At 62.5% G+C, this 19362-nt stretch carries 17 protein-coding genes; 10 read left to right on the top strand and 7 right to left on the bottom strand.

Going from position 1 to position 19362, the window contains the following annotated elements; all coding sequences use genetic code 11:
- Nucleotides 1-15: 15 nt before the first annotated feature.
- The 4 genes from rfbD to rfbB are packed head-to-tail and all read right to left on the bottom strand — an operon-like array spanning nucleotide 16 to nucleotide 3417.
- Entirely contained in the window at nucleotides 16-909 is an 894-nt protein-coding gene (gene rfbD / locus ACM0O9_RS06455; protein ID WP_235649851.1) for a dTDP-4-dehydrorhamnose reductase, read from the bottom strand.
- Nucleotides 906-1463, bottom strand: coding sequence for a dTDP-4-dehydrorhamnose 3,5-epimerase (gene rfbC, locus ACM0O9_RS06450; protein ID WP_004141806.1), 558 nt, complete (start codon nucleotides 1461-1463; stop codon nucleotides 906-908). Before rfbC ends, rfbD begins: the two co-directional genes overlap by 4 nt.
- Nucleotides 1460-2347: a glucose-1-phosphate thymidylyltransferase RfbA gene (rfbA, locus tag ACM0O9_RS06445; RefSeq protein ID WP_014645856.1), complete on the bottom strand. Its 888-nt coding sequence runs from the start codon at nucleotides 2345-2347 to the stop codon at nucleotides 1460-1462. The genes rfbC and rfbA overlap by 4 nt, the downstream gene beginning before the upstream one ends.
- A gap of 14 nt (nucleotides 2348-2361) precedes the next feature.
- Nucleotides 2362-3417 carry a dTDP-glucose 4,6-dehydratase gene (gene rfbB, locus ACM0O9_RS06440; protein ID WP_235649852.1) on the bottom strand — a complete coding sequence of 352 codons (1056 nt, stop codon included), beginning with the start codon at nucleotides 3415-3417 and terminating at the stop codon, nucleotides 2362-2364.
- Between the two features lie 263 nt (nucleotides 3418-3680).
- Here rfbB and ACM0O9_RS06435 point away from each other — a divergent pair, with 263 nt between their 5' ends.
- The 10 genes from ACM0O9_RS06435 (at nucleotide 3681) to ACM0O9_RS06390 (ending at nucleotide 13953) form a co-directional block, all read left to right on the top strand.
- On the top strand, nucleotides 3681-4427 hold the full coding sequence (locus tag ACM0O9_RS06435; protein WP_095378665.1) for an electron transfer flavoprotein subunit beta/FixA family protein: 747 nt from the start codon (nucleotides 3681-3683) through the stop codon (nucleotides 4425-4427).
- Nucleotides 4427-5365: an electron transfer flavoprotein subunit alpha/FixB family protein gene (locus ACM0O9_RS06430; protein ID WP_414604102.1), complete on the top strand. Its 939-nt coding sequence runs from the start codon at nucleotides 4427-4429 to the stop codon at nucleotides 5363-5365. The genes ACM0O9_RS06435 and ACM0O9_RS06430 overlap by 1 nt, the downstream gene beginning before the upstream one ends.
- A complete protein-coding gene (locus tag ACM0O9_RS06425) occupies nucleotides 5365-6333 on the top strand; it encodes a lysylphosphatidylglycerol synthase transmembrane domain-containing protein (RefSeq protein WP_235649854.1) in 969 nt (322 codons plus the stop codon). The genes ACM0O9_RS06430 and ACM0O9_RS06425 overlap by 1 nt, the downstream gene beginning before the upstream one ends.
- A gap of 141 nt (nucleotides 6334-6474) precedes the next feature.
- Entirely contained in the window at nucleotides 6475-7872 is a 1398-nt protein-coding gene (locus ACM0O9_RS06420) for a UbiA family prenyltransferase (protein ID WP_235649874.1), read from the top strand.
- On the top strand, nucleotides 7869-9182 hold the full coding sequence (locus ACM0O9_RS06415) for an FAD-binding oxidoreductase (protein ID WP_414604101.1): 1314 nt from the start codon (nucleotides 7869-7871) through the stop codon (nucleotides 9180-9182). The genes ACM0O9_RS06420 and ACM0O9_RS06415 overlap by 4 nt, the downstream gene beginning before the upstream one ends.
- 2 nt (nucleotides 9183-9184) lie before the next feature.
- Nucleotides 9185-9916, top strand: a complete 732-nt coding sequence (locus ACM0O9_RS06410; RefSeq protein WP_235649856.1) for an SDR family oxidoreductase — start codon at nucleotides 9185-9187, stop codon at nucleotides 9914-9916.
- A 1-nt stretch (nucleotide 9917) separates the two neighbouring features.
- The gene (locus ACM0O9_RS06405) at nucleotides 9918-10862 is read left to right on the top strand and encodes an NAD-dependent epimerase/dehydratase family protein (RefSeq protein ID WP_235649857.1); all 945 of its coding nucleotides are present in this window, start codon (nucleotides 9918-9920) and stop codon (nucleotides 10860-10862) included.
- 29 nt (nucleotides 10863-10891) lie between these two features.
- Entirely contained in the window at nucleotides 10892-12190 is a 1299-nt protein-coding gene (locus ACM0O9_RS06400) for an NAD(P)/FAD-dependent oxidoreductase (protein ID WP_235649858.1), read from the top strand.
- An 11-nt stretch (nucleotides 12191-12201) separates the two neighbouring features.
- Nucleotides 12202-12597 carry a GtrA family protein gene (locus tag ACM0O9_RS06395; RefSeq protein ID WP_235649859.1) on the top strand — a complete coding sequence of 132 codons (396 nt, stop codon included), beginning with the start codon at nucleotides 12202-12204 and terminating at the stop codon, nucleotides 12595-12597.
- A gap of 66 nt (nucleotides 12598-12663) precedes the next feature.
- Nucleotides 12664-13953 carry a hypothetical protein gene (locus ACM0O9_RS06390; RefSeq protein ID WP_262220092.1) on the top strand — a complete coding sequence of 430 codons (1290 nt, stop codon included), beginning with the start codon at nucleotides 12664-12666 and terminating at the stop codon, nucleotides 13951-13953.
- A 498-nt stretch (nucleotides 13954-14451) separates the two neighbouring features.
- Here ACM0O9_RS06390 and ACM0O9_RS06385 read toward each other — a convergent pair whose 3' ends face one another.
- The 3 genes from ACM0O9_RS06385 to ACM0O9_RS06375 are packed head-to-tail and all read right to left on the bottom strand — an operon-like array spanning nucleotide 14452 to nucleotide 19355.
- On the bottom strand, nucleotides 14452-15522 hold the full coding sequence (locus tag ACM0O9_RS06385; RefSeq protein WP_235649861.1) for a glycosyltransferase family protein: 1071 nt from the start codon (nucleotides 15520-15522) through the stop codon (nucleotides 14452-14454).
- Nucleotides 15519-18269: a glycosyltransferase family 2 protein gene (locus ACM0O9_RS06380; RefSeq protein WP_235649862.1), complete on the bottom strand. Its 2751-nt coding sequence runs from the start codon at nucleotides 18267-18269 to the stop codon at nucleotides 15519-15521. Before ACM0O9_RS06380 ends, ACM0O9_RS06385 begins: the two co-directional genes overlap by 4 nt.
- A gap of 27 nt (nucleotides 18270-18296) precedes the next feature.
- Nucleotides 18297-19355: a class I SAM-dependent methyltransferase gene (locus ACM0O9_RS06375; protein WP_235649863.1), complete on the bottom strand. Its 1059-nt coding sequence runs from the start codon at nucleotides 19353-19355 to the stop codon at nucleotides 18297-18299.
- Nucleotides 19356-19362: the final 7 nt, after the last annotated feature.

Genomic DNA, 19362 nt, shown 5'->3' with positions numbered 1-19362 from the left:
CCGGCGCTACGGCCATCAGGCCAGCTCCGCCATCACCCGCTTCAGGCCGTCCTGCCAGGTTGGCAGCACGATGCCGAAATCCTGCTGCAGCTTGCGGTTGTCCAGCACCGACCAGGCCGGACGCTTGGCCGGGGTCGGGTACTCGGAGCTGGGAATCGCCTCGACCGTCGGCACCTTGGCCAACACGCCGGTGGCCAACGCTTCGGCGAAGATCGCCTCGGCAAACCCATGCCAGCTGGTCTGGCCGCTGGCGGTCAGGTGCCAGGTCCCGGACAGCTGTCCTGGATGCTGCACCGCCTGCAAGGTGACATCGGCGATCAGCGCGGCCGGCGTCGGCGTACCGACCTGGTCGGCCACCACCCGCAGCGCATCGCGCTCGGCCCCGACGCGCAGCATGGTGCGCAGGAAATTCGCGCCGTGCGAGGCATACACCCACGCCGTGCGGAAAATCAGATGGCGGCCACCGGCCGCACGCACCGCGTCCTCGCCATCGCGCTTGCTGGTGCCATACACGCCCAGCGGTGCGGTCGGCTCGTCCTCGCGATAGGGCGCGCTGCCCTGGCCATCGAACACGTAGTCGGTCGAATAGTGTACGAACGGCACGCCGTGGGCCGCGCACCAGCGCGCGATTGCGCCCGGCGCCTGCGCGTTGGCAGCGAAGGTCGCATCAGCGTCCTGCTCTGCGCGGTCAACGGCGGTGTAGGCGGCCGCATTGACCACCAGCGACGGCTGCACGCGATCCAGCAGTGCCGGCAGGCTGTCGGGCTGGCCGAAGTCGGCCGTTTCGCATGCACTGCCGTCCGGCAGCTGGCCGCTGCGGGTAGTCGCGACCACCTTGCCCAGCGGCACCAGCGCGCGCAGCAGCTCCTGGCCGACCTGGCCATTGCCACCGAACACCAGCACGGTCATGGCACGTAGACCGGCAGGCGGTCTTCAGCAATGTCCTTCAGGAATGGCGCGTTCTCGTCCTTGGCCGACAAGGTCGGGGCACTGACCGGCCAGTCCACGGCGATGTCCGCATCGTTCCAGCGCACGCCGGCATCGAAGTCCTTGAGGTACACCTCGGTGCACAGGTAGCTGAACACCGCACGCTCGGACAGCACAGCGAAGCCGTGCGCGAAGCCCTCCGGAATCCAGAACTGCTTCTTGTTCTCCGCGCTCAGCACCACCGCTTCCCACTGGCCGAAGGTCGGCGAGCCGCGACGGATGTCGACGGCCACATCGTAGACCTCGCCTTCGAGCACGCTGACCAGCTTGCCCTGGGGGCGCGGCCACTGGTAATGCAGTCCGCGCAGTACGCCCTGCGCGGACGTCGACACGTTGCTCTGCACGAAGCGATCGGGCAGGCCCAGCGCGGCGAAGCGCTCGGCATTCCAGGTTTCGAAGAAATAACCGCGGGCATCGCCGAACACCGCCGGCTCGATCACCACGCAACCGGGCAACTTGGTTTCAATCACTTTCACGGAACGACTCCACGCAGGGCAAGCTTGTGCAGGTACTGGCCGTAGCCATTCTTGATCAGCGGCGCAGCCAGTGCTTCCAGCTGCTCGGCGTTGATCCAGCCCTTGCCGAACGCGATTTCTTCCGGGCAGCAGACCTGCAGGCCCTGGCGGGTCTGGATGGTCTCGATGAAGTTGGAGGCCTCCAGCAGCGACTGGTGCGTGCCGGTATCGAGCCAGGCATAGCCACGGCCGAGGGCCTCCAGGTGCAGGTGGCCCTCGCGCAGGTAGCGCTGGTTCAGATCGGTGATCTCCAGCTCGCCACGCGGCGACGGCTTGAGCTCGGCCGCATAGTCGCTGGCATTGCCATCGTAGAAGTACAGGCCGGTGACCGCGTAGTTCGAACGCGGATTCTCCGGCTTCTCGACCAGATCGATGACCTTGCCGTCCTTATCGAACTCGGCTACTCCGTAACGTTCCGGGTCGTTGACCCAGTAACCGAATACGGTCGCGCCCTGCTCTCGCTGGTCGGCGTTGCGCAGCACTTCGCGCAGGCCGTGGCCGTGGAAGATGTTGTCGCCCAGCACCAGGCAGCTCGGCTTGCCGGCGACGAAGTCGCGGCCGATCAGGTAAGCCTGGGCCAGGCCGTCCGGACTCGGCTGCACCGCGTACTGGATGTCCATACCCCACTGCGAGCCGTCGCCCAGCAGCTGCTGGAACAGCGCCTGCTCGTGCGGGGTGTTGATGATCAGAACTTCGCGGATGCCCGCCAGCATCAGCACGCTGAGCGGGTAGTAGATCATCGGCTTGTCGTACACCGGCAGCAGCTGCTTGCTGACGCCCTTGGTGATCGGATACAGCCGAGTGCCGGAGCCACCGGCGAGGATGATGCCTTTACGCTGCGTCATGTCGTCTCCAGGGTTCAGGCCGCAGTGCCGATGCGCTGCAGACGGTAGCTGCCGTCCAGCACGCCGTTGACCCACTCCTGGTTGCCCAGGTACCAGTCGACGGTGAAGGCGATGCCCTGCTCGAAGGTGTAGGCCGGCTCCCAGCCCAGATCGTTCTTCAGCTTGGACGCATCGATCGCATAGCGGCGGTCGTGGCCGGGGCGGTCAGTGACATAGGTGATCTGGCTGCTGCGCGGCTGGCCATCCGCACGCGGGCGGCGCTGGTCCAGCAGTGCGCAGATCGCCTGCACCACTTCGATGTTCTGCTTTTCCGAATTGCCGCCGACGTTGTAGGTCTCGCCGACCTTGCCCTTGGCCAGCACGGTGCGGATCGCCTCACAGTGGTCGGACACGAACAGCCAGTCGCGCACCTGCTTGCCATCGCCGTACACCGGCAGCGGCTCGCCGGCCAGCGCCTTGGCGATCACCAGCGGAATGAGCTTCTCCGGGAAGTGATACGGGCCGTAGTTGTTGGAGCAGTTGGTGGTCAGCACCGGCAGCCCGTAGGTGTGGTGGAAGGCACGCACCAGGTGGTCCGAAGCGGCCTTCGACGCCGAATACGGGGAATTCGGGGCGTACGGCGTGGTTTCGCTGAACTTGCCGGTCTCGCCCAGGGTGCCGTAAACCTCGTCGGTGGACACGTGCAGGAAGCGGAAGGCCGCGCCCTGTTCGGCCGGCAGCGCCTTCCAATAGTCACGGACCGCTTCCAGCAGGCCCAGGGTGCCCACCACGTTGGTCTGGATGAAAGCGCCCGGGCCGTCGATGGAACGGTCCACGTGGCTCTCAGCGGCGAAATTCAGTACGGCATCGGGCTGGTGTTCGGCCAGCAGGCGGGTGACCAGGGCGCTGTCGCCGATGTCACCCTGCACGAACACGTGGTTCGGGTTGCCGTCCAGGCTGGACAGGGTCTTCAGATTGCCGGCATAGGTCAGGGCGTCGAGATTGACGACCTTGATGCCACGGGCGACCGCTTCGAGAACAAAGTTACCGCCAATGAATCCGGCACCGCCGGTGACAAGCCATGTGGGCACTACCTGTTCTCCTGATCGAAATTCATCCAAGGGGTGCCATGAAGCACCCCAGCACAGCAGCACAGGATACATGTGGTTCGTCTTCACGACTGCCTGCGTGACGTGAACGACGCACTGGATTCACGCGAGCCATGCCGCAGCGCAGCATAACCATACGCATTCGCATGGTCGTCCCAAGCCAGCTAGAATCGGGATCCCACCCCCGAACCGGTTGCTGTTGCAGGACCGGACGTTCTCCCCGTTATTGAAGGACCCCGTACCAGATGAAAATCCTCGTCGCGTACAAGCGCGTGGTGGACTATAACGTCCGCATTCAGGTCAAGCCGGACGGTTCCGGCGTGGTCACCGACGGCGTCAAGCTGTCCCCCAACCCCTTCGATGAAATCGCCCTGGAAGAAGCGCTGCGCCTGCGCGACAAGGGCATCGCCAGCGAAGTCGTGGTCGCCACCATTGCTCCGGCCGATGCCCAGGCGCACCTGCGCAACGGCCTGGCCATGGGCGCCAACCGCGCCATCCATGTGGTCACCGACCAGGCCATCCAGCCGCTGACCGCCGCACGGACCCTGCTCAAGCTGATCGAGAAGGAACAGCCGGACCTGGTGATCCTCGGCAAGCAGGCCATCGACGACGACGCCAACCAGACCGGCCAGATGCTGGCCACGCTGTGGGGCCGCCCGCAGGCGACCTTCGCCAGCAAGCTGGACATTGCCGACGGCAAGGCCACGGTGACCCGCGAAGTCGACGCCGGCCTGGAAACGCTGGAAGTCGATCTGCCGGCGGTGGTCACCACCGACCTGCGCCTGAACGAGCCGCGCTTCATCAAGCTGCCGGACATCATGAAGGCCAAGGCCAAGCCGCTGGAGACCCTGCAGCTGACCGACCTCGGCGTTGAAGCCGCCGACACCTTCAAGACCACCCAGTACGCCGCACCGTCCAAGCGCAGCAAGGGTGTGATGGTCAAGGACGCGGCCGAACTGGTGGCCGCACTCAAGCAGAAGGGGCTGCTGTAATGAGCAAGATTCTCGTCATCGCCGAGCACCACGACGGCAAGCTCAACGGCGCCACCGCCAAGACCGTCAGCGCTGCTGCCGCCATCGGCGGGGCCAGCATCGACGTGCTGGTGCTGGCCGCCGATCCGGCCGCCGTCGCCGCCGAGGCCGCGAAGATCACCGGCGTCGCCAAGGTCCTGACCGTTGCCAACGCTGCCAACGCGCAGGCCATCGCGCAGGTGCTGGCGCCGCAGATCGCGCAGCTGGCCAAGGGCTACACCCACGTGTTCGGCCCGTCGACCACCTTCGGCAAGGACCTGATGCCGTGCGTGGCTGCCCTGCTGGGCGTCAACCAGGTCTCCGACCTGATGACCGTCGAAGGCAGCCACACCTTCAAGCGCCCGATCTATGCCGGCAACGCGATCATCACCGTGGAAGCCCCGGCCGACCAGATCGTGGTCGCCACCGTGCGTGCCGCGTCGTGGCCGGAAGCCGCCCAGGGCGGTAGCGCCGCCATCGAAGCGGCCAGCGTCGACGCTGCCCTGCCGACTCACACCCGCTTCGTCGGCCTCGCCGCGGGTGCCAGCGACCGCCCGGACCTGCAGAGCGCCAAGCGCGTGGTCTCCGGTGGCCGTGGCGTCGGTTCGGAAGAGAACTTCAAGGTGATCTTCCAGCTGGCCGACAAGCTCGGTGCCGCCGTTGGTGCCTCGCGCGCCGCGGTCGATGCCGGCTACGTGCCCAGCGACCTGCAGGTGGGCCAGACGGGCAAGATCATCGCCCCGGAGCTGTACGTGGCCGTGGGTATCAGCGGTGCGATCCAGCATCTGACCGGCATCAAGGACGCCGGCACGATCGTCGCGATCAACAAGGATCCGGATTCGCCGATCTTTGAGATTGCCGATATTGGGTTGGTGGGGGATCTGTTTGCGATCCTGCCGGAGCTGGAAGCTGCGCTGTAATGTCCGGCTGCACGTCCCCGGCGCCGGTAAAGCCGGCTCGCCGGGGCCGCGCAGGCCTGTGGGTCGCCGCCACGGCGGCGGCCTATCTGGCGGTTCTCTGGTACATCGACCGCGACCGCAACATCGTTTCGCAGCTGGCCGCGCAGGCCAACACGCTGCTGCTATGCAGCGGCCTGGTGCTGACCAGCTATGTGTTCCGCTACCAGCGCTGGCGCGCTGCGCTCGCCGCACAAGGGTTGCGCCCGCACAGTTGGGGCCGGGGCGCACTGGCCTACCTGGCCGGCTTTGCCTTTACCGCCTCGCCCGGCAAGGCGGGCGAATTGCTGCGCATCCGCTACTTCGGCTGGCAGGGCGTACCGGCGGGCGCCACCCTGGCAACATTCATCTTCGAGCGCGCCCTGGATCTGTTGGTGATCACCGCGCTGGCGATCGGCGCGGCCCACCTGATCCCGGCGTTCGGCGTACTGGTGGCGATCATTCTGGGTGTAGTGCTGGCCTTGGCCCTGCTGGGCTGCTGGCCGCCGCTGGCGCGCACCGCGCATCGCATCATCGAGCACCTGCCGGGATCGCCGGTGCGGCGGCTGGGCCACTTCCTGGTCAGCGGCGCAGGCGCGCTTGGCCCGCTGTTGCGCGTACGCCTGCTGCTGCCCGCCAGCCTGCAGGGCGCTGCCGCATGGTTGTTGACCGCCGCTGCTTTCGCCCTGCTGTGCCAGGCGCTTGGCATTACCCTGCCGTGGCCGTTGGCGGTGGGCATCTACCCGCTGGCCATGCTGGTCGGTGCCCTGTCCTTCGTCCCCGGCGGCGTGGGCACCACCGAAGCGGCGATCGTGGTCATGCTCGGTGCCAGCGGCGTTTCGGTCGATACCGCGCTGACTGTAGCCATCGGCATCCGCTTGGTCAGCCTGTGGCTGGCGGTGGCCGTGGGAATGATTGCAATGGCGTTTCTGGAGCTGAAAGCCCGGCCGTGACGATCAAAAGGTGGATGGCTGCGCGTCACAGCCGGTTCCCTTATCATTCAGGGTGAATTTAACCGTGTGGGAAAGGAAGTACATGCAGTTTTACGCCGCATTCTCCGAAAAGGCACGTTCGCTGTGACCTCATCACGTGCCCTGTGCGTCGACCTGGATGGCACCCTGCTCCGCTCGGACATCCTGTACGAATCGCTGCTGGCCCTGCTGGCCCACAACCCCCTGTACATCTTCCTGGTGCCGTTCTGGCTGCTGCGGGGCAAGGCCTACGTAAAGCGCCAGCTGGCCTCGCGCGTGCACCTGCCCGCCGAGACCCTGCCCTATGACGAGCGGGTCCTGGAGATCCTGCGTACGACCACCCAGCGCCCGCGCGTACTGTGCACGGCCTCCGATCGGCTGCTGGTACAGCCCATTGCAGACCATCTCGGGCTGTTTGAAGAGGTGATGGCCAGCGACGGCCACACCAATCTGTCCGGCAACAACAAGGGCCAGGCACTGGCAGCGCGCTTTGGCGAACGAGGCTTCGATTACATGGGAAACGGTACGGTCGATCTGAAGGTCTGGGCCCATGCCGGCGGTGCGATCGTGGTCAACAACGGGGCCGGGCTGGCCAAGGCCGCGGCCAAGCAGACCGAAGTGCTCGCCCACCTGCCCTCGCAGAACGGCGGTCTGATCACCTGGATCAAGGCGCTGCGCGTCTACCAGTGGCTGAAGAACCTACTGGTGCTGGTGCCGCTACTGACTGCCCACCGCTTCTTCGATCTCACCTCGATCGTCGATGCAGGCACGGCCTTCCTGGCCTTCGGTCTGTGCGCATCAGGCGTATATCTACTCAATGACCTGCTCGACCTGACCCCAGATCGCATGCATCCGCGTAAGCGCAAACGGCCCTTCGCAGCAGGCACACTGCCGCTGCTGCACGGCCTGCTGGTGGCGCCGTTGATCACCCTAGCCGGCTTTGCGCTGGCGCTGGCCTGCAGCCCGACATTTGCCGCGGTACTGCTCTGCTACTACGTGATGACCCTGAGCTACTCGCTCAAGCTAAAGCGCGTGGTGATGATCGACGTAGTAATGCTGGCAGCCCTGTACACGGTGCGCATCATTGGCGGTGCCGTGGCGATCGGCTCGGAACTGTCGTTCTGGCTGCTGGCGTTCTCGATGTTCGTGTTCCTCAGCCTAGCCATGCTCAAGCGCTACACGGAACTGGCATCTGCCCTGGCCAACGGCAAGGACGTGGCCATCGGCCGCGGTTACTCGGTGACCGACCTGCCGCTGGTGCAGTCACTGGGGGCGGCGGCCGGCTATATCGGCGTGCTCGTGTTCGCGCTGTACATCAATAGCCCCGAGAGCCTTGAGCTCTACAGCAATCCCAAACTGCTGTGGCTGCTGTGCCCGATCCTGCTGTATTGGATCAGCCGCATGTGGATCGTCTCGCACCGTGGCGACATGCATGACGACCCGATCGTGTTCGCCGCACTAGATCGCGGCAGCCAGATCGTCATCGGCCTGTGCGTGCTGATCGTACTGATTGCCATATGAGCGCAGTGCCCGGCCAATCCTGGGGCCGCTACCCGCGTGTGCAGCAACGGATTGTTCCCGTGCTCGACCGCAGTGCGCCGCTGCTGCTGCCGCCCGAGGGCGGCACGGTGCTGCCCCATGGCAATGGCCGGAGCTATGGCGACAGCTGCCTAAATCCTGGTGCCACACTGCTGACCAGCCGCGCTTTGGACCGCTTCATCGACTTCGACCCAGCCACCGGCGTCGTGCGCTGCGAAGGCGGGGTTACCCTGGCCGATATCCTGGATATCGCCCTGCCGCGCGGCTGGTTTCTGGCGGTCACCCCGGGCACTCGTTATGCCACGGTGGGCGGTGCGATCGGCAATGATGTACACGGCAAGAACCACCATCGCGCAGGCACGTTCGGGCACCACGTACGCCGCCTGGAACTGCTGCGCAGCGATGGCGTGCGGCGCGAACTGGCGCCTGGCGATTCCAGTGGGCTGTTTGAAGCCACCGTGGGCGGCCTGGGCCTGACCGGCTTCATCACCTGGGCCGAGTTGCAGCTGCGACGCGTGCCGGGACCGTGGATCGAAACCGAATCGATCCGCTTCGACAATCTGGACGAGTTCTTCGCGCTTTCGCGCGCTTCGGCCAACGATTTCGAGTACACCGTGGCCTGGATCGACTGCCTGGCCAGTGGCAGGCACCTGGGCCGTGGCCACTTCCTGCGCGGCGACCACGCGCCGGGCAATGCACAAGCGGCAACCCCCAGTTCCGCGCCTCGTCGCAGCATGCCGGTGGTGCCGCCGGTATCGCTGGTCAACCGGCTGACCCTGCGTCCGTTCAATACGCTCTACTACTGGCGCCAGCTGGCGCGGCGTGCGCGCCACCTGTCGCATTACCAGAGCTACTTCTACCCACTGGATGGCATCAACCACTGGAACCGCATGTACGGCCCGCGCGGCTTCCTGCAGCACCAGTGCGTGCTGCCTCCAGAGACTGCCCGCGACGCGACCGCGGCCCTGCTGGCCGAGATCGCCCGCAGCGGGCGCGGTTCGTTTCTGGCCGTGCTGAAGGAATTTGGCGCACGTCCCTCGCCGGGGCTGCTGTCGTTCCCCCGCCCGGGCACTACCCTCGCGCTGGACTTCCCCAACGACGGTCCCGAGCTGCTGAAGATGCTCGACCGGCTCGATCGCATCGTCAGCGAGGCCGGCGGTGCGGTGTACGCGGCCAAGGACGCGCGCATGTCCGGCACCCTGTTCCGCCAGGCCTATCCGGCCTGGGAAGCATTCTCCCGCTTCATCGACCCACGATTCTCATCCGGCTTCTGGCGCCGGGTGATGGAGTAAGCATGCAGAAGATCCTGATTATCGGCGCGACCTCCGCCATCGCCGAATCGGTTGCCCGCCTGTACGCGTCACGTGGCGCCGCGCTCTACCTGGCGGGCCGCAGTGCCGACAAGCTGGACACCATCGCCGCCGATCTGCGGGTGCGCGGTGCGCAGCGCGCAGAGTACGGCGTGCTCGAAGTCAACGACGTGGCCGCCCACGGCGCGCTGCTCGACACCGCCTGGAGCACGCTGGGAGGCATCGACACCGTACTCATCGCCCACGGCACCCTGCCCGACCAGGCCGCCTGTGATGCCTCGGTCGAGCTGTCGCTGCAGGAATTCGCCACCAACGGCACCTCGACCATCGCGCTTTCCGCCGCGCTAGCGCAGCGCCTGCAGTCCGGGGCCAGCCTGGCGGTCATCTCCTCCGTGGCCGGTGACCGTGGCCGCGCCAGCAACTATCTGTACGGTAGCGCCAAGGCAGCGGTCACCGCCTACCTGAGCGGCCTGGGCCAGCGCCTGCGCCCGGCCGGCGTCAACGTGCTGGTGATCAAGCCGGGTTTCGTCGATACGCCGATGACGGCCGCCTTCAAGAAGGGGGCGCTGTGGGCCACGCCGGACAAGGTGGCGGCGGGCATCCTCAAGGCTATTGGCAAGCGCAGGGCCGTGGCCTACCTGCCGGGCTTCTGGTGGGCAATCATGATGATCATCAAGAACATTCCCGAATTCGTCTTCCGCAGGATCAAGCTCTGACATGACCGACAAGCACGCCAAGATCGTCATTACCGGCGCCGCCGGCCTGGTCGGTCAGAACCTGATCGTCGAGCTGAAGCAGCAGGGTTATACCCAGCTGGTAGCCATCGACAAGCACGCGCACAATCTGCGAATTCTGCAGGACCTGCATCCGGAGGTGCGGGTACTGCACGCAGACCTGGCCGAGCCGGGTGACTGGGCTGCCGAGTTCAACGGCGCGGCCTGCGTGGTGCAGTTGCATGCACAGATCACTGGCAAGACCACCGACCTGTTCGTGCGCAACAACATCACCGCTACCAGTCATGTGCTGAAGGCCACCCAGAACGCGGCCGTGCCGTACATGGTGCACATCAGTTCCTCGGTAGTGAATTCGGTGGCCAAGGATGACTACACCGACACCAAGCGCGAACAGGAACAAATGGTAGTGGCCAGCGGCCAGCGCCATTGTGTGCTTCGCCCTACCCTGATGTTCGGGTGGTTCGATCCCAAGCACCTGGGCTGGTTGTCGCGCTTCATGGCACGCACCCCCGTGTTCCCCATTCCTGGCGACGGCAAGTTCATGCGTCAACCGCTGTACGAACGCGACTTCTGCCGCTGCATCGCCAAGTGCATCGAGACCGAACCGTATGGCGAGGTGTTCGACATCGTGGGCGATACCCGCGTGGATTACGTGGACATCATCCGCACCATCAAGCGGGTCAAGAAGCTGCGCACGGTGATCGTGCACATCCCGATCAGCTTCTTCGGTTTCCTTCTGAAGGTCTACAGTCTGTTTAGCAGCAAGCCGCCCTTCACCGCCGACCAGTTGAAGGCACTCAGTGCCGGCGACGACTTCAAGGGCGTCGATACCGAAGCAGTCTTTGGGGTAAAGCAGACGCCGTTTGAGGAAGCAATCCGCGAAAGCTATACCGACCCGCGCTACAGCCACATCGTGCTGCAGCGCTGAACAAACAGAACAGACGGAACCCAATTCGAATGAGCACTTTCGCCATCATTGGTAGTGGCCCGATGGGCTTGATGGCAGCCCTTGAGCTGCTGAAGAAAGGTCACCAGGTTGATGTGTACGAGCGTGATGACCGTATCGGCGGCATGTCGGCCGACTTCGATTTCGACGGCCTGCGCATCGAACGCTACTACCACTTCATCTGCAAGACCGACTATCCGCTGTTCAAGCTGTTGGACGAGATGCAGCTGTCCGATCGTCTGCATTGGACGGATACGAAGATGGGCTATTACTACCAGGGCAAGCTCCACAAGTGGGGCACGCCGTTCGCCCTGCTAGGCTTCCCGCATCTGGGCCTGATCGACAAGGTGCGCTACGCCCTGCACGTGATGCACACCAAGGGCATCCAGGATTGGACGGCTCTGGACAAGGCGAACGCGCGCGACTGGATCACCCGCTGGATCGGCCCGAACGCCTACAAGGTGATGTGGGAAAAGGCATTCGCGCTGAAGTTCTTCGAGTACCAGAATGATCTGTCGGCATCCTGGATCGGCACACGCATCAAGCGCGTGGCGCTATCGCGTCGCAATCTGTTCAACGAGAGCATGGGTTACCTGCAAGGCGGCTCGGCTGTGCTGCTCGACAGGATGGCCAAGGAAGTCGTTCGCCTCGGCGGGCGCATCCTGCTTTCCCAGCCGATCCAGGAAGTCACCTCTGTCGAGGGCAAGGTCACCGGCATCCGCACGCCCGACGGTCATCATCCCTATGAAACCGTGGTTTCCACCGCGCCCATCCAGTACGTGCCCGGCATGGTTCCGGGCCTGCCGAAGGCATTTGCCGACCAGGTCGGCGCCATCAAGAACATTCCCGTAGCCTGCGTGATCCTGAAGCTTTCGCACCCGGTCAGCGAGAATTTCTGGATGAACATCAGCGATGATCGAATCACCATTCCCGGCCTGATCGAGTACAGCAACCTCAATCCTGGTAGTGGTACTGGTGAGCACATCGTGTATGCGCCGTACTACATGCCCAAGACCCATCCGAAGTGGCAATGGAGCAACCAGCAACTCATCGATGAGGTCATCAGCTACCTGCCGATGATCAATCCTGCGTTCAGGCCGGAATGGATCAAGGCCACCCATTGCCACCGTTACGAGTACGCGCAGACCATCTGCCCGCCGGGGTTCCAGGAAATGTTGCCGCCGATGAAGACGCCACTGCAGGGATTCTTCATGGCCGATACGGCGTACTACTATCCGGAAGATCGCTCGATCAATGAGAGCATCGACGTAGGCGCGAAGCTGGCTGCTGTCGCAGCCTCCCAGGCATAGAGCTTGATTACATGCTCACTCGACAATTCACCATGTTTCTGTTGGTTGGCGGCCTTGCAGCCGCCGTCAATTTTGGATCACGGATTGCACTCGGCACGGTACTCAACTATGTACCATCAATCTTCATCGCCTACTGCCTTGGAATGGCAACTGCATTTGTGCTCAACCGTGCGTTGGTGTTCAAGTCAGCCAGCAAAGCTCTCCATCACCAAGCAGCCTGGTTCGTTGCTATCAACGGACTGGCGGTGATCCAGACTGTATTGGTGAGCCTTGTACTTGCACGCTGGGCTCTGCCCGGCCTGGGTGTCGAACAACACGCAGAAACGATTGCACATGCCATCGGCGTCGCGGTTCCCGTAGTTACGAGCTACTTCGGGCACAAGTACCTTTCATTCTCGAACAGATAGTACGCCCCCGTCTGCAACCCCTGCGCCTGTCGGCGGGCCAGTACCGGATTACGGAAAACCCCTACAATGACCACCCCAACCAACGCAACAGCGAACAAGAGCAGCTGGATCACAGGAGACCGGATCGTCTTCTTCCTGATCATCCTGTTCGCAATGGCGTACAAGAGCAATGATGCGCTGAGCAATCCGCAGTTCTGGGCAGAAGACGCTACTGTGTTCTTCAAGGAACAGTTCGGACAGTCGATTCCTCAGTTCTTTACTCCCTACGCCGGATATTTGCACTTTGTACCGCGGCTGGTTGCGTGGATCGCGTCATGGGCTCCGGCCGCAAAAGCACCTCTGATCTACAACGCATCCGCAATCCTTTTGACGACAGCCGCCATTGTTGTCACCTGCCGGCGGATGAAGCTCGTTGTGCCTGTGTGGATTGTCGCGCTTTCATTTCTCGCCGTCCCCACCAGTGGTGAGATCCTGGGCACGATCACCAACGCCCAGTGGTTTCTCCAATTTGCCCTCGCCGCCGTTTGCCTGACCCCATATCAATCGGAGCGCGGCTGGATGAACTGGTTGCGCCCGTTGGCGGTCCTGGTGATCTCGCTTACCGGCCCATTCTCCATCGTCTTGGCCTTGATCATCGCAGGCATGTTGGCGGCGTCCCTCCTGTCGCTACGGATCAAGGTGGATCCTTTCAATGGTGCGTTGGGAGAGTTCGCCACAACGCGGGATTGGACTGCGCTGGCAGCACTGTGTGTGGGTGCGATCATTCAAGCCGCCGTAGTGATGACAGATCCGCCTATCAAAGCCGAGGGTCATTACGGTCTATTTACTCTGCTCAAGATCACCTTTGGCGAGCTGGTGCCCATTCACGCATTCGGTGGTACTTTCCTAACTGCCACAGCTTGGATCATTCTCTTTTCCTTGATATTTGGGACATTGATCCTTTCAAAGAAGATTGAAGGTCGCTCCCGCTTGATTGTGCTTGGATTCGCCGCCTTTGCAGGAGCTGAAGTATTCGCACCAGTGAGGCTGAGGGACTTTTCTCCCCTATATCATTTCATGCTTGCTGACCGTTACTTCTACCTAATCAAGGTTGTACTGTGGTGGGCAGTATGGTTGTCGATGACCGGGCTCAGTCGCCGAAGTCGATTGAATGCCACCGTTGCAACAACCGCGCTACTGTGCCTGGTAGCAGTAGGCAACCCACAGTTCCTACGTCGCCCCGCGTTCGTTGACTTTGATTGGCGGAGCCACGCGAGGGAGCTGGAAGCTCCTGGCTCCCACACAATCCCACTCAATCCTCAGGGCTGGGGCGTAATGATCGAATCGAAGCCCGCCGAGGTCGAGCATGACCGCTAACACGTAAGAACGACTCCATCGCCCTGCGCTGCCGGGTGCCTGAACAAGCGCGAGTGCAGAGGCGATCAAGGAGAGGCAGAGGGTGAGCGCTTTCCTCGTGCAGTTGCGGACGTCAACATGGAGCCCGCTGATCTGAAGAAGGTAACGGCACACTTCGGAAGGAAAATGAAGTTTGGAGCAGCCTCATCAAGCACAATCGATCGCTTGGCTGATTAAGGTAAATCTCGCGCACCTGATGAGTCAGCATTTGTGAGGCACGGAACTTCCCAACCAAACCATGATCCTGCGCGGCGCATCAGCAACGGAGGCTTGCTTAGGCAGGCACGGCCAGCGGTCATGTAACTCGGTCCGCGGGGAACCTCTGGCAAGCTGCTCGCACGCGAGCGGGCAGAATAAAAGGGCGCCGCGGCTTCGTAAGCCACGGCGCCCATCTTCTACCGATTGACCACAATCGTTCTACATCGCCATCCCGGCATCAACGCAGCGAACAACTTGCAGTCAGTCACCTGGACTCTGTACGCAGCTTTCCCAGCGGCGCGCCACCGCCGCTTGAAAAACACTCCTGCCTACGCGCTGTCGAGCATGAGTCGCAATCTCACCCAAAGGCAGCGCCCCATCAATGATCGCCGCGATACGCTTCGCCCATTCCTCAGGCTTATTGTCCACCAGGATACGGTCGTTCATCGCGTCATCGCGGTAGGCGGGGACATTGGATGCCAGCGTGACCATGCCAGCGGACGCATAGTCGAGCACCTTAATGGAGCTCTTGCATCGGTTGAAGCGCGTGTCCAGCAGAGGCGCCAGACCGAGATGGAAACCGCGCAACCTTGAGAACCAATGGACGAATGCAGGATAAGACGCACCGACATGAGGCGGAGGGCTCTCAGCGTACAACCACGGGCGGGACTGCGAAGCCTCAGCATTCACTCCGACCAAGGTGAGCGAGAACGTGCGCGGCTTTCTCGCCCAGATCAGCTGCAGCGCTTCATCCAGCAGTCGGAAATCTTCGTCATGAGTGCGCGTCCCCATGTACAGCAATCGCAGCTCGGCATCGCGCGCTATACTTACCGGGCTAGGATCCGCCGCCTGCCAGAGAACGTCGTCCAGCGCATTTGGCATGCAAACCGCGATACCGCCCTCCGCTTCAACAACTTCGGCCAAGCGAGCGGTGGAACACCAAGTGACGTCTGCCAAGGCAATAGAACGGCGCACGGCATCGATGATGCCTGCATACGCGTTACGCTCCGGATGTTCGTCCATAGCCAACAGATTGTCGTCAAGATCGTACAGCAGCCGCGCGCCGCGGTGCCGGGCTGCCGCCAAACTGGCAAAACCCGCCTCATCAGCTACTGCGCCTCGATTCCACAGCACAACGTGAGGAGCGAACGCATCGAGTTCTTCCGGAATCAGATAGCGAACATCAGCTGGGAAGTGCTCGGTGAACGCGTGCAGGCGTATGCTTGCGCACGGCGACATCACCAAGCCGTAGCGTTCGGGGATCACAGCAATTCGCCGGGCGTACTGGGAGCGCAGCGAGTAGCGCGGCTCCGTGCCATATCGCTGGTTCATGAGGTTTCCTTCTCGTACAGACCTTCCAGCCACGTCACCAGAGCCTGCACCGCGTCCGCCGCAACTGCATCATGGGACAGCATCAACGAATTGGGAACGCCTTCCAGCCGCTCGGTGAATGCACCAAGGCGGTTGGCAGCAATCGGCCGGCCATCGCGCAAAGCGTGCGACAAAGTGTAGGAATAGGTTTCCGGCGCCTGGGAAAGGAACAGGAACGCGTCGGGATTGTGAGCCTGAATTAGGTCGTCCAGGTCCTGCTCCGCGTAAGGCCCGCTCCAGCTGAATCCCGGACTTTTGGGAATGTCGGCCTGCGGGTATCCGATCAGATGGAACGCCAGCGGTGCACGAACACGTCGAGACTCCTCGGCAATGGCAAGTAGCTGGTTTAGACCCTTGTGCGCGGCCATCACCCCCAGGAGCAGTACTCGATACGGCCTCTTGCCCCGTCCAAGCTGTCCCGGGTTCGCGTCGATGCGGGACTCGTGGTACACGGCCTGGACTGGAATACCGGTGTAGCGCTGCATACGTTGGGCCGCGTCACAGCTCGGTGCGAACACAGCCTGCGCGCCCAGCAGAGGCCACTGATTGTTGGCCCGCCAGTTACGGATATCCGACGCGCCGTGAGAAGGCCGCTCGGCTATGCAGCTATCACAGGCATTCTCACTGGGTTCGCCACAGTAGTTGCCGGCAGCATCGGTGAGAGTGATCTGCGGGCAGATTGCATAGTTGTCATGCACGTGGAAGCTGTAGGGCAGCCCGGTCAGTGCCACCGCGCGACGCACCGACGGGCCAAATCCGACCAGATGGTGGATCTGGAGACCACTGGTGCCCAGGGCTTGCAGCATCACCGCCAGCTCATGAGGAGCGCGGTAGCGGAATTGGAACTCGAAGCCATCAAAGTCTGACGCATGGCTGACGTTGACCAACCCCGCCCCGTTGTTATCCTCCATCGGTCGTACGATCACCACTTCGCCGGTCTCAGCCAGCGAGGCACACATAGCCTGCACGGCACGCTCAGTGCCTCCGCCCCAGGTGTGGGTCAACAGCACCGAAACCGGACGTGCCCTCGCCTTCCAGACTTCCAGGGTCAGCCGCACGCGCGCCGAGAAGCCCGGATCCATTGAACAGAATCGGGCAACCTGCGAACCGTAGTCTGGGTAACGCTCGTCGATGATCTTCTGCGCGATGATCTTGCCGGGCTTGCTGTCGTCGGCGAAGCTCACTTCACCCACGTGTTCAACGAACACGTCCATGGCCAAGCAATGGCGGAAGCCGAGACGCCCTGAGCGCATGCAGAAGTCGTTCTCCTCGCCGTAGCCCTTGCCGAAGGCCTCAGCATCGAACAGGCCGGCCTTTTCCAGCGCGGCGCGTGAGATCAGCATGCAGAAGCCGACGCCGGTTGGAACATCAACGGCCACACCTGCATTGATATGCCGGGTCAGGCGATCCAGCGCCGACGCATTGATCCCCTCCGGCAGCGCGTTAGCACCCAACTGGGGATAGCTGCAGATCGTGGCATTGTTGGAAAGCGCCGTGACCGAGCCAACATTCGCCCCCAGATGGGCAACCATCCGGTCGATCCAGTCACCGGTCACGATCGTGTCACTATTGAGCAACAGGGCACCGATGCTGTCGGGTTGCTGCAGGGCATATCCCATGCCCGCATTTACGGTTAGCACGAATCCCAGGTTATGCGGATTCTCAACTAGGCGCACTGACGGTTCGCTAATGGCCAGCTCACGCAGATAGGCGGTCACTTCCGGCTCAGGCGAGCAGTCGTTGTAGATATGCAGGCGGGAACGGTTGCGGTTCTTGGAGCGCAGCACCGAATCAATGCAGTTTCGCGTCTCTTCCAGACCGCGGTAGACCGGCAGCACAATGTCGACCACGCCGGCCTGACCCGATGTGCCTGCAGACTCCGCAGGAGGGAGAAGATCGGCCAGCGAGAAGGGACGTTTGCCCAGCTCGCGACCATCACGGCGTCCCACCGCCAGATAGTGCGCTAGCGCATTCATGCCGGACAGTGCAACGTCCGGATTCCGATCCAGGTACTGTCGCGCGTTGAATTCGGGCCCTGGGCTGCGCCCTTCCGCCGCACCATGCGCAAAGAAATGCGCGAATGGATCAATCCCTGCCACGTCCGGATAGGTTTCCAGGTACCATCCCGGCGCGAAGTACGGATTGGGCAGTCGTCCCTCCGGGATGCCGTCGTAGAGAAAATGCAACAACGGGTTGGTGCCACTGTCGCGCACATCCGGGTAGTGGTTGAGATACCACTCTTGGTCGAACAACGGATGTGGCAGTCCAGATACGCGGTAATCGATCAGATATTGGCCGAGCACCGGCCGCAGACCACAGGAGGATGGCGCGGTCCGCCGGCAGTAGCGAGGGTCGAACCACGGGCTAGGCGCCAAGCCGAGGCGGTCGCCGATGCACACGTACTGCATCAGCGCGTCGAGCGGGGACGCCTTGAGTCCGAAACGCGCCGAGTACCAAACTGGGTCAAACAGCGGGCTTGGTGACTTTCCCTCAGCATTGCCATAGGACAGGAAGTGGCTAGCCCCTTCGGAAACTGACCCCGGCGATCGGAGGATGAAGCGCGCGTACCAATGCCAGTCACAGACCCCTGCCCGACGGGCGACCAGCAGCTTCAGGCGATCAGGAAAGACTGCGAACCAATTGATGGACAGCGCTTTTGCTGCCACGCGCTTGAGACCGCGCTTGAGAAGGGTCTTGTCGATGGACATGTAGTTGCCTTACAGATTCCTTTTGAATCAGCGGCCGAGCATACGGCGCCACCATGGGCGCGCGAGGAGAGTCAGCTTTCGGTCCTGTTCGTCAAGGCGGGGAATCACAGACGCCACGACATTGGCTACAGAGAGCTCACGGGAGTCGTCTAGCGCTTGACGCGTTTCGTTCATTCCCTCAATGACACGCCGCTCCAGCATTGACAAGCCCTGTGCCAAGGCTGGCAACTGCGACTCGACCACGGCATAGTGTTCCTCGGTGACATCGCTGTTTTTATCCAGCAATGCGCGCAGACGAGCTTCCTCGCCATTGAGTCGGGCGACCTCATTGTTGAGTCGCCCAATTTCGCCGTGGGCAGCTGCCAAGCCTTGGTTCACCCGTTCGATCTCTTCCACATTCTTGATGTTGCGGCCTAGCGCATCGAAGAATTGGTTGATCGTTGCGAACTGGCCATTACGCGCTGCCTCAGCAAGCCGCAGTAGCTCTTGTGGCTGCTCCTCACCTACCAGCAGCACACCCAGACCATGAGTGTGGGTGAATTCGAACGACGGAAACTGCGAACAGATCTCGCTCCAGTATTGCCACACGCCAAACCCGCGCTCGCGCACGCAGCTGTCGTGGAACAGCACCACTGCGCGTCGCGACAGTTTGCTGCGCCACGTTTCGAAGTCTTCGCGTACAGCTTCGTAGGTATGGAGGCCGTCCACATGCAGGATGTCGACCGATCCTTCCGCGAAGTACTCCAGCGCTTGGTCAAAGCGCATGCGCATCATCTCGGAAATTCCGGCGTAATGGCGTTGCTGATAATCGCGGAGTTCGGCATAGACCTCGTCGCCGTAGAAACCAGCATGCTCGTCGCCTTCCCAAGTATCCACCGCGAAAACACGCGCACTGACGTGCTGGGTTTCTACCGCTTGGCAGAAGGCTAGAAACGACGCGCCGTTGTGCGTACCGAGCTCCACGATGCTCTTTGGTCGCACCGTCTCCACCAACCAGCTGGCGAACGGAATGTGCCCAAGCCACGCGCTGTGAGGAAGCTTGCGGGGCATCATCAGCATGTTCGGGGACAACTGGAAATCGATCATTTCAGTC

This window comes from Stenotrophomonas sp. FR012, assembly GCF_047520565.2.
GTDB lineage: Bacteria > Pseudomonadota > Gammaproteobacteria > Xanthomonadales > Xanthomonadaceae > Stenotrophomonas > Stenotrophomonas sepilia.
Note: the sequence above shows the minus strand (reverse complement) of the source record. Positions and strands in the feature narration are given on the sequence as shown.

Excerpts from the sequence above, each read along its gene's own strand:
- rfbD (WP_235649851.1), bottom strand. The coding sequence starts at position 909 with ATGACCGTGCTGGTGTTCGGTGGCAATGGCCAGGTCGGCCAGGAGCTG.
- ACM0O9_RS06380 (WP_235649862.1), bottom strand. The coding sequence starts at position 18,269 with ATGTCCATCGACAAGACCCTTCTCAAGCGCGGTCTCAAGCGCGTGGCA.
- ACM0O9_RS06430 (WP_414604102.1), top strand. The coding sequence starts at position 4,427 with ATGAGCAAGATTCTCGTCATCGCCGAGCACCACGACGGCAAGCTCAAC.
- ACM0O9_RS06425 (WP_235649854.1), top strand. The coding sequence starts at position 5,365 with ATGTCCGGCTGCACGTCCCCGGCGCCGGTAAAGCCGGCTCGCCGGGGC.
- ACM0O9_RS06405 (WP_235649857.1), top strand. The coding sequence starts at position 9,918 with ATGACCGACAAGCACGCCAAGATCGTCATTACCGGCGCCGCCGGCCTG.
- rfbA (WP_014645856.1), bottom strand. The coding sequence starts at position 2,347 with ATGACGCAGCGTAAAGGCATCATCCTCGCCGGTGGCTCCGGCACTCGG.
- ACM0O9_RS06390 (WP_262220092.1), top strand. The coding sequence starts at position 12,664 with ATGACCACCCCAACCAACGCAACAGCGAACAAGAGCAGCTGGATCACA.
- ACM0O9_RS06395 (WP_235649859.1), top strand. The coding sequence starts at position 12,202 with ATGCTCACTCGACAATTCACCATGTTTCTGTTGGTTGGCGGCCTTGCA.
- ACM0O9_RS06375 (WP_235649863.1), bottom strand. The coding sequence starts at position 19,355 with ATGATCGATTTCCAGTTGTCCCCGAACATGCTGATGATGCCCCGCAAG.
- ACM0O9_RS06410 (WP_235649856.1), top strand. The coding sequence starts at position 9,185 with ATGCAGAAGATCCTGATTATCGGCGCGACCTCCGCCATCGCCGAATCG.
- ACM0O9_RS06415 (WP_414604101.1), top strand. The coding sequence starts at position 7,869 with ATGAGCGCAGTGCCCGGCCAATCCTGGGGCCGCTACCCGCGTGTGCAG.
- ACM0O9_RS06400 (WP_235649858.1), top strand. The coding sequence starts at position 10,892 with ATGAGCACTTTCGCCATCATTGGTAGTGGCCCGATGGGCTTGATGGCA.
- ACM0O9_RS06435 (WP_095378665.1), top strand. The coding sequence starts at position 3,681 with ATGAAAATCCTCGTCGCGTACAAGCGCGTGGTGGACTATAACGTCCGC.
- ACM0O9_RS06385 (WP_235649861.1), bottom strand. The coding sequence starts at position 15,522 with ATGAACCAGCGATATGGCACGGAGCCGCGCTACTCGCTGCGCTCCCAG.